Annotated in this window: 14 protein-coding genes; 4 read left to right on the top strand and 10 right to left on the bottom strand. The window is 35.7% G+C overall.

The features are described 5' to 3' along the window. Nucleotides 1–22: 22 nt before the first annotated feature. Together pdhB and pdhA are read right to left on the bottom strand one after the other, a co-directional pair. Nucleotides 23–1,000, bottom strand: coding sequence for a pyruvate dehydrogenase complex E1 component subunit beta (pdhB, locus tag MKX66_RS27455; RefSeq protein ID WP_002033837.1), 978 nt, complete (start codon nt 998–1,000; stop codon nt 23–25). Between the two features lie 3 nt (nt 1,001–1,003). Continuing rightward, nucleotides 1,004–2,119 (bottom strand): pyruvate dehydrogenase E1 component subunit alpha, encoded by a 1,116-nt coding sequence (gene pdhA, locus MKX66_RS27450; protein ID WP_000536893.1) that lies wholly within the window; start codon nt 2,117–2,119, stop codon nt 1,004–1,006. Nucleotides 2,120–2,632: 513 nt separating this feature from the next. On the opposite strand from pdhA, the gene MKX66_RS27445 reads away from it, so the two are divergent. Both MKX66_RS27445 and def read left to right on the top strand, forming a co-directional pair. Then, nucleotides 2,633–2,782: a YjcZ family sporulation protein gene (locus MKX66_RS27445; protein WP_002014847.1), complete on the top strand. Its 150-nt coding sequence runs from the start codon at nt 2,633–2,635 to the stop codon at nt 2,780–2,782. A 167-nt stretch (nt 2,783–2,949) separates the two neighbouring features. Then, a complete protein-coding gene (def, locus tag MKX66_RS27440) occupies nt 2,950–3,504 on the top strand; it encodes a peptide deformylase (protein ID WP_002014846.1) in 555 nt (184 codons plus the stop codon). A 62-nt stretch (nt 3,505–3,566) separates the two neighbouring features. Here the strand turns inward: def and MKX66_RS27435 are convergent, their stop codons facing one another. After that, a complete protein-coding gene (locus MKX66_RS27435; protein ID WP_215590125.1) occupies nt 3,567–4,340 on the bottom strand; it encodes a Cof-type HAD-IIB family hydrolase in 774 nt (257 codons plus the stop codon). A gap of 548 nt (nt 4,341–4,888) precedes the next feature. Between MKX66_RS27435 and MKX66_RS27430 the strand changes: the two genes are divergently transcribed. Next, entirely contained in the window at nt 4,889–5,101 is a 213-nt protein-coding gene (locus tag MKX66_RS27430) for a DNA-dependent RNA polymerase subunit epsilon (RefSeq protein ID WP_000576436.1), read from the top strand. Nucleotides 5,102–5,105: 4 nt separating this feature from the next. Further along, on the top strand, nt 5,106–6,773 hold the full coding sequence (rnjA, locus tag MKX66_RS27425) for a ribonuclease J1 (RefSeq protein ID WP_002033834.1): 1,668 nt from the start codon (nt 5,106–5,108) through the stop codon (nt 6,771–6,773). Between the two features lie 38 nt (nt 6,774–6,811). Here the strand turns inward: rnjA and MKX66_RS27420 are convergent, their stop codons facing one another. The 7 genes from MKX66_RS27420 to abbA form a co-directional block, all read right to left on the bottom strand. After that, entirely contained in the window at nt 6,812–7,477 is a 666-nt protein-coding gene (locus MKX66_RS27420) for a potassium channel family protein (protein ID WP_000504033.1), read from the bottom strand. An 83-nt stretch (nt 7,478–7,560) separates the two neighbouring features. After that, complete coding sequence (locus MKX66_RS27415; RefSeq protein WP_002014843.1) at nt 7,561–8,427, bottom strand: hypothetical protein; 867 nt, start codon at nt 8,425–8,427, stop codon at nt 7,561–7,563. Nucleotides 8,428–8,700: 273 nt separating this feature from the next. Continuing rightward, the gene (locus MKX66_RS27410; RefSeq protein WP_215590126.1) at nt 8,701–9,831 is read right to left on the bottom strand and encodes an N-acetyldiaminopimelate deacetylase; all 1,131 of its coding nucleotides are present in this window, start codon (nt 9,829–9,831) and stop codon (nt 8,701–8,703) included. Nucleotides 9,832–9,892: 61 nt separating this feature from the next. Further along, nucleotides 9,893–10,615 (bottom strand): 2,3,4,5-tetrahydropyridine-2,6-dicarboxylate N-acetyltransferase, encoded by a 723-nt coding sequence (gene dapD, locus MKX66_RS27405; protein WP_002014841.1) that lies wholly within the window; start codon nt 10,613–10,615, stop codon nt 9,893–9,895. A gap of 71 nt (nt 10,616–10,686) precedes the next feature. Continuing rightward, the gene (locus tag MKX66_RS27400) at nt 10,687–11,571 is read right to left on the bottom strand and encodes a LysR family transcriptional regulator (RefSeq protein ID WP_002014840.1); all 885 of its coding nucleotides are present in this window, start codon (nt 11,569–11,571) and stop codon (nt 10,687–10,689) included. Nucleotides 11,572–11,748: 177 nt separating this feature from the next. Next, the gene (gene cbpB / locus MKX66_RS27395) at nt 11,749–12,192 is read right to left on the bottom strand and encodes a cyclic-di-AMP-binding protein CbpB (protein WP_002014839.1); all 444 of its coding nucleotides are present in this window, start codon (nt 12,190–12,192) and stop codon (nt 11,749–11,751) included. Between the two features lie 169 nt (nt 12,193–12,361). Next, complete coding sequence (abbA, locus tag MKX66_RS27390; RefSeq protein ID WP_215590127.1) at nt 12,362–12,553, bottom strand: antirepressor AbbA; 192 nt, start codon at nt 12,551–12,553, stop codon at nt 12,362–12,364. Nucleotides 12,554–12,581 lie beyond the last annotated feature (28 nt).

Below are 12,581 nucleotides of genomic sequence, written 5' to 3'. Positions count from 1 at the left end.
TTTGCACATGAAAAACTAAAAATTAGAAGTTCATTACTTTGTTAACAGCTTCAACAATATCTTTATGGTTTGGTAACCATACGCTCTCAGCTTGAGAGAATGGGAATACTGTATCAGCAGCTGCAACACGTACAACTGGAGCTTCTAAGTTTAAGATTGCACGGTCGTTAATTTCCGCTACAACGTTAGCTGCAATACCAGCTTGTTTTTGAGCTTCTTGAACTACAACTACGCGGCCTGTTTTTTCAACAGAAGCGATGATTGTTTCGATATCTAATGGTTGAACTGTACGTAAGTCAACAACCTCTAAAGAGATACCTTCTTTTTCAAGTTCTTCAGCAGCTTTTAATGCAGCATGAACCATAGCACCATAAGCGATAACAGATACATCTGTACCTTCACGTTTGATGTCAGCTTTGCCTAAATCAATTGTGTAATCACCTTCTGGTACATCTTGACGGAATGAACGGTACAATTTCATATGCTCTAAGTAGATAACTGGATCGTTGTCACGAATCGCAGAGATTAAAAGACCTTTTGCATCGTATGGAGTAGATGGAATAACAACTTTTAGACCAGGTTGTTGTGCCACTAATCCTTCTAAGCTATCAGCATGTAGTTCAGGAGTATGAACACCACCACCGAATGGAGAACGAATTGTTACTGGAGCAGTCCAACGTCCACCAGAACGGTAACGCATACGAGCTAATTGACCAGAAACTGAATCCATTACTTCAAAAATGAAACCGAAGAATTGGATTTCTGGAACTGGACGGAAGCCTTCAAGTGCAAGTCCAACTGCAAGTCCACCAATACCAGACTCTGCAAGTGGAGTATCCATTACACGATCTTCACCGAATTCAGCTTGTAAACCTTCAGTAGCACGGAATACTCCGCCGTTTACACCAACGTCTTCACCAAACACAAGTACGTTAGGATCATTTTTCATTTCAACGCGTAAAGCATCAGTGATTGCTTGAATCATTGTCATTTGAGCCATGGCTTACTTCGACTCCTTTTCTTTGTAAATTTCATATTGTTCAGCTAAGTTGTAAGGCATTTTTTCGTACATGATTTCCATTAAATCAGTAACTTTTTGTTTTGGAGCTTGGTCAGCCTTAGCAATTGCTTGTTTGATATCTTCTTTTGCTTCTTCGATAACTTTCTCTTCAACTTCTTGAGACCATAGGCCTTTGTTTTCTAAGAATGCACGGAAGCGTACGATTGGATCTTTTTGTTCCCATTCGTTTTCGATATCTTTTGTACGGTAACGAGTTGGGTCATCACCAGCCATTGTATGTGGACCATAACGGAATGTTAAAGTCTCGATTAAAGTAGGACCTTCGCCATTTACTGCGCGCTCACGAGCGAAAGCAGTTGCTGCGTATACAGCTAATGGATCCATACCGTCTACTTGAATTCCGTAAATACCTGCTGCTACTGCTTTTTGTGCTACAGTTTTAGCTGCAGATTGCTTTTCTACTGGAGTAGAGATTGCATAACGGTTGTTTTGTACAACGAAGATTGCTGGAGCTTTGAATGCACCCGCAAAGTTCATACCTTCGTAGAAGTCACCTTGTGAAGCACCACCGTCACCAGTGTAAGTAATTGCAACAGATTTTTTACCACGTAATTTCATACCTAACGCAACACCAGCAGTTTGGATGATTTGCGCACCGATAATGATTTGTGGAGCAAGTGCATTTACATTCTCAGGCATTTGGTTACCCATGAAATGTCCACGAGAGAATAAGAATGCTTGGTATAATGGTAGGCCGTGCCACACTAATTGTGGAACGTCACGATATCCTGGTAAGATGAAATCTTCTGCTTCAAGTGCGAAATGACTTGCTAATTGAGAAGCCTCTTGTCCAGCAGTTGGTGCGTAGAAACCTAAACGTCCTTGACGGTTTAAAGAAATAGAACGTTGATCTAGTACGCGAGTATACACCATACGGCGCATTAATTCTTTTAATTGATCATCAGATAATTCAGGCATAGCTGCTTCATTCACAACTTCGCCTTTTTCATTTAAAATTTGTAATGTTTCAAATTGAGCTGCGATAGCTTTCATTTGCTCATCAACATTAAATAGGGTCTTTTTTGTTTTAGTACCCATTCCGTTCACCTCTTCCTCTCTTGAACCATATTCTGAAACGCTTTCACTATCTATTAGCTAGACTGAAAGCGCAACAATGTAAACCAACAAATTTGTTTGTCGGTTGAGAATAATTTTGTGTACCTAACAATCTGTACTAATGTTTTTTCAAAAACATATTAATACAATCTTGATCACGTTTTTTAGTTTACAACTATTCTAATTACGATGTCAATTACTTTGAATACGTTTTTTTATAAATAATATGCCGGTTTCCTCTACACAAACGTGTTTTTATTTTTCACATCTGTATTAGTAAGCAATAACCTGCTGTTATATTATTCCCTTTTTAACTTATTTTTTCTCTTAGAATAATATGTAAACGATTTAATTCTCCTTAGTTTTTCTCTCTTCTCAAGAAAATTATACAAACACTTCTTCCTTTTATAGGTAAATACCTATACATTTCTGATCATTCCTCCATACATTATAGTAACCGCAGTATTAGCGGGAAATGATAAAGGAGGTCATCTCATGTACGGATACTCATATTGCTATCCAACAACTTGTTCATATCCTTCCTACGGTTATGGCGGTTCTTGTGGCGGATCTGGAAGCGGCTTCGCCTTAATCGTTGTGTTGTTTATCCTTTTAATTATCGTTGGTGCTGCTTGCATTCGCTAATTAATGTAAAATGAAACAACTATGGAAAGAAACAGACGGCTTTGCCGTCTTTTCTTTTTATTACATAACTTATCTGTAGAAGATTTGTTTCCAAGTAGCTCTTCCTTACTTGCCGATGACTTTTTTTATCTCCTTTGGTAGACTAAAGGAGAAAGGAGAGATTACATATGCTTACAATGAATGAGGTAATTCGTGAAGGAAATCCTATTTTGCGCGACGTCGCAGAAGAGGTCTCCTTACCTGCTAGCGAGGAAGATACAAATACTCTTAAAGAAATGATTGAATTTGTAATAAATAGCCAGGACCCTGAAATGGCTGAAAAATATAATTTACGCCCCGGAATCGGATTAGCGGCTCCGCAAATCGGTATTTCAAAGAAAATGATTGCGGTTCATGTAACTGATACGAACGATACGTTATATAGCTACGCATTATTTAACCCAAAAATCATTAGTCATTCTGTTGAACGTACATATTTACAAAATGGTGAAGGCTGTCTATCTGTAGACCGTGAAGTACCTGGTTATGTCCCTCGTTACACGAGAATTACAGTAAAGGCAACAACGATTAACGGTGAAGACGTAAAACTGCGATTAAAAGGTTTACCAGCAATTGTATTCCAACATGAAATCGACCATTTAAACGGTGTTATGTTCTATGACCATATTAATAAAGACAATCCATTTGTGGCTCCCGATGATTCAAAACCTCTCGAGCGATAATAGTAAAAAGGCGGAAGTTAACCTTCCGCCTTTTTATTATATGAAATGGGTTCCACACTTACTTATAACAAGCCAGCCCACTTTAATCCATGATAAATACCGTCTTCATTAACATCTTTTGTCACATAATTAGCAAGTTTTTTCAAATCCTCATGACCATTCCCCATCACAATGCCCGTTCCTACTGCTTCAATCATTTCTAAATCATTTAATCCGTCCCCAAATGCATATACTTGTTCACGATTAAATCCTATTTTCTCAATAAACTTCTCAATCCCTTTTGCCTTAGAACCACCATTAGGGATAATATCCATTGAATATGCATGCCAGCGTATAAAATGAAAATCTGGATAATGATGCATAAACTTTTCTTCTTCGTTTACTTCACAAAAAAGAAGCGTTTGATAAATATCGCGTTTCTCATAAAAATCAGGTTCATATGCCGGATGATCGAATTGTAAGCTTCCAAAACCTTCTTTTACATAATCATGATATTCCACTGACGCTCTCATTTCTTGATGGTCAAGATATACAAGTGGATATCCTTCTTGTTTTGCAAACTGAGTAAACTTATGTAGAGCATCAGGATGTAATGGATTATTAAATAATACCTCATCCTCAAATACAACATACTGCCCGTTAAAACTAACATAATTATGTATATTGAGTTCCTCACGAATATCTTCAAACATAAATGGCGCACGCCCTGTCGCAATCGCTACATGCACACCTTTTTCTTGTAAATCTCTTACTGCATCTCTTGTAGATTGCGGAATTTTCTTATCATGATCTAATAATGTTCCATCAATATCAAAAAAGACAATTTTATCATTCATTTGTCAAAATCCTTTCTGGCACTCTATATTCCTATTTTGATTATCACTTTTCAAATTTCAAAAAAAAGTATAACATATTAAACATCTGTGAAGAAAGCGTTCACTTTCTGACCTTATTTATGAAATGTGCATATACTATTAGTGAAAAAATGTGGATACTTGTTCGGATGAATTTTCTTTTCTATTCTTCCTCATACTATATCTATAACTAACGGCTACTAATCGTTACTACAAGATAACTTACACTATACTAAAAAGAACAAGATTCACTATTCACTTCTAATCTTCTTTCTTGTATGGGAGACAGAGTTATCATTAGTAATATGCATGTTTTAAATAAGGAAAGGAAGGAGTAATCATGCTGAAGAAGCTGAAGAAAAAGCTCAAGCGTTATTTAAACGATTTAGTCCGTAAGAAGACAATCGCTTAAATTGTGCCCATTTCGGGCTTTTTCTTCATTCTCATTCGAAAAAACATGAAAATCGTGACTGTTTGCTTTATAATAAGTAACAGATAATGCAAAACATAGACAAGGAGAGGTTTTCCAAATGATTTTTAAAGTATTTTATCAAGAAAAATTAACTGAGGTCCCAGTACGTGAAAATACAAAAGTTTTATATTTAGAGGCTACGTCTCAAAAGGATGTTCGTAAAAAATTAAATAAGTTCGCATATAATATCGAGTTCGTTCAGTCTGTTACTGGTGCTCATCTTGAATATGAAAAACAAAACGCTGATTTAATATTAGCGGAGATCGTATAGTCATATGAAATTCCTAAAAAATGATCAAGCTGCCGTTTTTGCCCTCGGTGGTCTTGGTGAAATCGGTAAAAATACATATGCTGTTCAATTTCAAGATGAAATTATTATAATTGATGCTGGAATTAAATTTCCAGAAGACGAACTCCTCGGGATCGATTATGTAATACCAGATTACACTTATTTTGTGCGAAACGAAGATAAAATTAAAGGATTATTCATTACACATGGTCACGAAGATCATATCGGTGGAATTCCTTATCTATTACGTCAAGTAAACATTCCAATTTACGGCGGAAAATTAGCAATTGCCCTAATAAAAAACAAATTAGAAGAGCACGGATTACTTCGTAAAGCAAAACTTTATGAAATTCAAGAAGATGATGTTATTAAATTTAAAAAGACATCTGTTTCCTTCTTCCGTACAACTCACAGTATTCCGGATTCATACGGAGTTGTTGTGAAAACACCTCAAGGACAAGTCGTTCATACAGGTGATTTCAAATTTGATTTCACACCAGTAGGTGAGCCAGCAGATTTAACAAAAATGGCCGAAATCGGAAAAGACGGTGTACTTTGTCTCTTATCTGATAGTACAAACAGTGAAGTGCCAAACTTTACGATGTCTGAGCGCCGCGTTGGTGATAGTATTCAAGATATATTCCGCAAAGTAGACGGTCGTATTATATTCGCAACCTTTGCATCGAATATCCATCGCTTACAACAAGTTGTTGAGGCTGCTGTTGAAAACAATCGTAAAGTAGCTGTATTCGGTCGAAGTATGGAAGCGGCTATTGAAATCGGACAAAACCTTGGTTATATCCGGTGTCCAAAGGATACATTCATAGACACAGCTCAGCTAAACCGCCTACCAGCTAATAAAGTTGTTATGTTATGTACAGGTAGTCAAGGGGAGCCGATGGCAGCACTTTCACGTATTGCCAATGGTACACATCGTCAAATTCAAATTATCCCTGGCGATACAGTTGTTTTCTCTTCTTCACCAATCCCAGGCAATACAATTAGTGTAAGTCGTACAATTAACATGTTGTACCGCGCTGGTGCTGATGTAATCCATGGTAAACTCTCAAATATTCATACGAGTGGACACGGTGGACAAGAAGAACAAAAGTTAATGCTACGTCTTATTAAGCCCAAATATTTCATGCCAATTCATGGTGAATATCGTATGCAACGTATGCATATGAAATTAGCGAATGATTGTGGTATTCCAGAAGAAAATTGTTTCATTATGGATAATGGAGATGTTCTTGCTTTACGTTCTGATGAAGCAAGCGTAGCTGGGAAAATCCCATCTGGCTCTGTCTATATCGATGGAAATGGTATTGGAGATATCGGTAATATCGTATTACGTGATCGTCGCATTCTTTCTGAAGAAGGACTTGTTATTGTAGTTGTAAGCATTGATATGAAAGAATTTAAAGTTGCAGCAGGACCTGATATCATCTCGCGTGGTTTCGTTTATATGCGTGAAAGCAGCGATTTAATCAACGATGCTCAAACATTAATTACAACACATTTAGAAAAAGTAATGGAGCGAAAAACAACACAATGGTCTGAAATTAAAAATGAGATTACAGACACATTAGCACCATTCCTATACGAAAAAACGAAACGTCGTCCAATGATTTTACCAATCATTATGGAAATATAAGAAAAAGGACAATGCCTCCTCGGCATTGTCCTTTTCTCTTATCTTAAAAAATGCTTAAAACGATCTACTTCATCGTCATGACCAATTACAATTAATATATCTCCCGCCTGAACGTTTTCTGTAGCTCGAGGAGATACGATAACTTCTTTCCCACGTTTAATTGCTACAATGTTCAAACCAAACTTCGCACGAATATCTAATTCAATTAAAGAGTGCCCATCAATTTTTTTATTTGCGATAATCTCTACAATACTATGCTCATCTGAAAGCTCTAGGTAATCTAACACATTACTTGATGCGATATTATTAGCAATCCTTTTTCCCATATCTCGTTCTGGATGCACAATATGATCTGCCCCTATTTTACTTAACACTTTTTCATGATAGTCATTTTGAGCTTTTACAGTAATATTTTTCACACCTAATTCTTTCAAAATTAACGTTGTTAAAATACTTGAATTCAAATTATCTCCAATAGCAACGACTACATGATCAAAATTACGAATACCAAGACTTTTTAATACCATCTCATCTGTTGAATCTGCAATTACAGCATGCGAAGCTATATTTGCAAACTCATTAATTTTATCCTCATCTGAGTCAATTGCCATTACTTCCATACCTAATTGAGCTAATTCACGGCAAATACTTCCACCAAAACGGCCAAGCCCAATAACAGCAAATTCTTTCTCTTTTTCGCCCACAGGAATTCCTCCAATAACATCAAATACTATGTACTTTTATTGTAACATACTTTAAATTCGCTACAAAAACCTGTATATACTTCTTATTTTTGTTTTTGCATATAAAAATACTGTTGTAAATAAAACGCGATACCGAAAATTAACATACCAAATACAAATATATTTCCAAATGAACTAAATGTTTCAAAAACGAACAATAGCGTTTCTTGTCCGAAAAAAGCAAATAAAAGTTGTGTAAATGCGAATAACAGTGCCAATATGTAATGATGTTGATGAAATAAATAATGTGTTGCGCCTAAAAAAGCTACAAGCGAAACAATGAAGATCCACCAAGTTTCTAAAAACAATTGCCAATTAGTAAATTGATATCCATTTACTAATATCGCAATAATTCCTATAACTGCCATCGTCGGCACACTCCATAATAATGCACGCCCTCTAAAGAAGTGCGCACCTTTTGCATCTCCTTTTTCATTTGCGATGTATGTTAGCACGACAGTACTTATATACAAAACAGAGAGGATTGTTAAAACAATGATAAGCCAAAAATGTAATTGATAATATTCATGTTCTATATTCGTCACAATTGCAGCTAACATACATGGAATAAACATCCCTGTCCAACCATCTATTTTTCTTTCGTTCCAAAACACCGTATTACCAATCCGAATTCCTAATAGCATAAAAATAATGATACCTAGTACAAATAACGTAGTCTTATTCCCTACTAAACTCGTTGAGAAAGCAATTAATCCAATAAATAAAAAAAGAACAAATCCATTCATAATTTCTAGTACAGGTGACAAATATCTTTTCACCCATTTGTATGTTTCTTCATATTCACTATTATTTGCTAAACGATAGGCGTAAAAACTTATCCCAAAATAAACCGCCGCAATAATAACATATGCATATAAGACGAAACATAAAATCGCACTGCTAATTTGCACGTAATTCCCCACCCTTTTTTCTATGTATCACATTGATTTTACACACTTTTCATACTAAAAGTAAACATATATAGGGTAGTTAAATAATTATCTTCCCTATTAGCAATAATTAATAATGAGCAGTGGCTAAAAACCCCCTGCTCATTATTAAGACGTCAAATTTAACTTTACTCATTTGTATGAAGATGTCTAACACTAACGAATACGAAAGATGTTTTCGTCTCTGAACTAAGAAGTCCCCACTCTAAAGTATTGCACAATTAGCGAGTAAGTTCACTTTCTATTTCCCTTCCACTTCACATATTGATTTAAAAATACAATTGCTTTCTCAATAACCTCTTCGTCTGGTTTTAATTTCGCATGATGTAAACCATATTCTGAATTTACTCCAAGCCAAAACATAAATCCAGGTATCTCTCGAAGCATATAACCAAAGTCTTCACCTGTCATTGCCTCCGTACACGTAATTACGTCCATAGTCGTTTGTTCACGTGTAAATTGCATAAACTCTCTCGTTAGCTCCTCATGGTTATACACTTGATGATACATCGCTCCGTAGTCAATAACAGCTTCACATTGAAAAGAAGCTTCTATTCCCGCAACAATTGCCTCAATTCGGCTTTTAACACGTTTCATTGATTCCACTGATAGCGTTCGAATTGTTCCTTCTAAACGAGATTTTTCTGCGATAATGTTTTGAACTGTACCACCTGTAATTTTCCCAATTGTAATTACCGCACTGTCAAGAGGGTTCACATTACGACTAATAACTGATTGAAGTTGTGTAACGAGATGACTCGCTGCAACAATCATATCATTTGCTGTATGCGGATATGCAGCATGTCCACCTTTTCCTTTTAAATCAACGTATAGCTCTGATGTATTCGCAAATAATAAACCTTCTTTTGTCGCAATTGTTCCCACAGAGTATTCAGGCGCAATATGAAGTCCAAGAATCATATCAGGCTTCCATTCTTTTAACTCATCGCTTTCTAACATAGGAAGTGCACCACCTGGACCTTCTTCAGCTGGTTGGAATATAAACACAAGATCATCATCTATTCTTTCGCTTACAGCCGCTGTTAGAAGTCCTAAACCGATTGTTGCATGCAAATCATGTCCACATGCATGCATCATTCCTTCATGGACAGAAGAGAATTCATATCCAGTTTCCTCTGTAATTGGTAGACCGTCTATATCTGCACGATAACCTATTATTTTTTCTGGATTTTTTCCATTTACTTTAACAATTACACCTGTTTTCCATGTTTTCACTTCCAAATATTCATTAGGAAGCGTTCCTATATAATCTAAAATATACTGTTGTGTTTTCCACTCTTTAAATCCGATCTCCGGAATTTTATGTAAATCTCTACGAACTTGGACAAATTTGCTTACTGTCATTTTTGCACCTCTATCTATAAAAAGCGTAAGAGCACATTCATGCTCTTACGCTTTTTATTTTTTATTTCTCTGGGTTTAATTGACGAAGCTCTTGTTTAATTTCAGTTTTTGCTTTTGTCTTCTCATCAATTTCTTTAATTACACGTGCCGGAGTTCCCGCAACAACTGTATATGGAGGCACATCTTCTGTTACAACAGCTCCTGCTGCTACAACTGCACCTTTACCTACTGTAACGCCTTCTAGAACAACTACATTTGCACCAATTACAACATCATCTTCAACGATAACTGGTTTTGCAGAAGGTGGCTCAATAACACCGGCAAGTACAGCACCTGCACCTACGTGACAGTTCTTACCAACTGTTGCACGTCCACCAAGCACTGCGTTCATGTCGATCATAGTACCTTCACCAATTACAGCACCAATGTTAATTGTTGCATTCATCATGATAACAGCGTTGTCACCAATTTCTACATGGTCACGAATAATCGCGCCTGGCTCAATACGAGCTTTAATACCTTTTAAATCAAGCATTGGAATTGCAGAATTACGACGGTCATTCTCAACTACATAGTCAACAATGTGCTTGTTATTTTCATCAAGAATTGTCTTAATTTCAGACCATTCTCCGAATAATACACCAGATTTTTTATTTACAAATGCTTGTACTGTTTCAGGGAATGTTACCTCTTTTAAATCCCCTTTTATGTATACCTTTACAGGAGTTTTCTTTTCACTGTTTTGAATAAACGAAATAATTTCGTTAGCGTCCATCATTTTCATTCTTGTTGCCTCCTAAATCCATTTATAATGTTACTCTACCAAACGATAGAGCGAGTAGCAAGACAATAATCTTATTTTTCCATTTGAATTTCTTCTATAATTTCTAAAAATGCTTGTACTTGCTTCAACTGCCTTGCCGAGTCACTCGTCAATAACCATGTTTCTCTCGTTAATTGAACAGGTGTTTTATACATATTTTCCTGCACTTCTTTTAAAACAGTCGAAGGTAAAAGAGCATAACCTATTCCATTTAAAACAAGCTGTTTGCACGTTTCAATTTGGTCAACTACAATCGTTCGCTTAGGTGGATTTGAAAATAATCCATACCACCAATTTTGTATTTGTCCATAGTAGGTCGAATCACTTTTAAATTGAATAAATGGTCTATTTGTCTCTTTTAACATCGAAATATCTTTTATTTCTTTATCAACTAAATATAATTCATCTTCAAATAATTGTTGTTTCTGCCCTTTGTATTCTTGTGATCCTCTCAGTATAGCAACATGAACGTCTCCTTCATAAAATTGCTTTTGCACTTCACTACTCCAGCCAGTAAACAGAGATATCTTCACAGAAGGATACTTATGCACAAATTTTTTCAAAACAGGTGGAAGCCAATATTGCCCAATGACTGATGCAACAGCTATTTTTAACGTACCGTATGTTTCGGTTCTAAAAAGAGCCAGTTCACTTTTAATACCCTCTTCCCGTTGTAACATTTCTTTTGCATAATTTGCAACTTTTTCCCCTTCAGGTGTAATTGTTAATCCTTTTTGTGAACGAATAAAAAATTTCATTCCCCATTGTTTCTCCATAGATTGTAATCGTTGACTAAGCGCAGGTTGGGAAACAAATAAACGTTCCGCCGCTTTTCTCATATTTGATTCCTGAGCTAACACAACCATCATTTGAAAATCATCAATTTGCAACTTTCTCCCTCTTTCCTTAGCTTCCATACACCTAATTTTAATAAGTATTTCATCCTTAATTTAATTGCATACTTTTATACATTAGAACGGTTTGTTAGTTCAAACTTTTCTTATGCTTTATGTCTTTTTAAATATAATACATACACAACTGATATGCACGAAAAAAAGTGACTTCGCCTTTTCTGTGAAGTCACTTTCCCTACGTTATCGATTATGCTGTCTCACTTTTTTATTCAACAATTTTAAAATAGCCCGCCGTGTTAAAATACCCTCGAAGTAACCTTCTTCATTGACAGCGCAAATAAAAGGATGATCAATTGTCATTTCTAAAGCTTTTGCAAAAGAATCTTCTAACGTAAGAACTGGAATCTCTTCCTTCATCACTTGTTCCACTTTCATATTCTCAAGTCTTTCAAACTCAATGCGCTCTAATCCTAAAATACCATCTAAAATCATAGCAGTACTAATTAACCCATGTAGTTTATACATAGGGTCTAAAACAGGAATCGCCGAATATCCAGATTTCACAAGAACGAGTAAAGCATGTTCTAGACCATTCCCTATTTGTACATGTGCTACTTTATCTGATGAAATCATTAAATCCTTCACAAGAATTTGTTGAAACTCGTCTTTCGGAATACTAATCATGTTACATCCCCCATTTTCCCTTTTTCCTGCTAATATTCTCCGATCCTATTCACATTTTATGATAGCGTTTTCATATTATTATTTTGTCCTGACATTCTTCTAATAAAAATAAAAATACATAACTATTTTAGCATATAACATAAAAAAAAGACTACCATTCCGGTAGTGCTTAATACCCTTTATTTTTTAATCGGTAAAACAATCTTGTGATTTTTTTATATTGCGTCACATCTGTCTGTTTTAAACCATTCTCAATGTCTGTAAGCTCCACCGCTAAAATTTCGCCCGCGTAATTTTGCTGAAACAGAATATCCAACAATAAATTTTCTTCTTCTCTTGTTAAAACAAATTCCTTTTCCATATGCTCCTCTCCTTGCACTCGCATCATC

Origin of the sequence: Bacillus sp. FSL R9-9530, from assembly GCF_038008145.1 — a bacterium.
Lineage (GTDB): Bacteria > Bacillota > Bacilli > Bacillales > Bacillaceae_G > Bacillus_A > Bacillus_A mycoides.
Note: the sequence above shows the minus strand (reverse complement) of the source record. Positions and strands in the feature narration are given on the sequence as shown.

What these genes read in the sequence shown, in the direction of transcription:
- pdhB (WP_002033837.1), bottom strand. Translation starts at nt 1,000, where the DNA reads ATGGCTCAAATGACAATGATTCAAGCAATCACTGATGCTTTACGCGTT.
- pdhA (WP_000536893.1), bottom strand. Translation starts at nt 2,119, where the DNA reads ATGGGTACTAAAACAAAAAAGACCCTATTTAATGTTGATGAGCAAATG.
- MKX66_RS27445 (WP_002014847.1), top strand. Translation starts at nt 2,633, where the DNA reads ATGTACGGATACTCATATTGCTATCCAACAACTTGTTCATATCCTTCC.
- def (WP_002014846.1), top strand. Translation starts at nt 2,950, where the DNA reads ATGCTTACAATGAATGAGGTAATTCGTGAAGGAAATCCTATTTTGCGC.
- MKX66_RS27435 (WP_215590125.1), bottom strand. Translation starts at nt 4,340, where the DNA reads ATGAATGATAAAATTGTCTTTTTTGATATTGATGGAACATTATTAGAT.
- MKX66_RS27430 (WP_000576436.1), top strand. Translation starts at nt 4,889, where the DNA reads ATGATTTTTAAAGTATTTTATCAAGAAAAATTAACTGAGGTCCCAGTA.
- rnjA (WP_002033834.1), top strand. Translation starts at nt 5,106, where the DNA reads ATGAAATTCCTAAAAAATGATCAAGCTGCCGTTTTTGCCCTCGGTGGT.
- MKX66_RS27410 (WP_215590126.1), bottom strand. Translation starts at nt 9,831, where the DNA reads ATGACAGTAAGCAAATTTGTCCAAGTTCGTAGAGATTTACATAAAATT.
- dapD (WP_002014841.1), bottom strand. Translation starts at nt 10,615, where the DNA reads ATGAAAATGATGGACGCTAACGAAATTATTTCGTTTATTCAAAACAGT.
- MKX66_RS27400 (WP_002014840.1), bottom strand. Translation starts at nt 11,571, where the DNA reads ATGGAAGCTAAGGAAAGAGGGAGAAAGTTGCAAATTGATGATTTTCAA.
- cbpB (WP_002014839.1), bottom strand. Translation starts at nt 12,192, where the DNA reads ATGATTAGTATTCCGAAAGACGAGTTTCAACAAATTCTTGTGAAGGAT.
- abbA (WP_215590127.1), bottom strand. Translation starts at nt 12,553, where the DNA reads ATGGAAAAGGAATTTGTTTTAACAAGAGAAGAAGAAAATTTATTGTTG.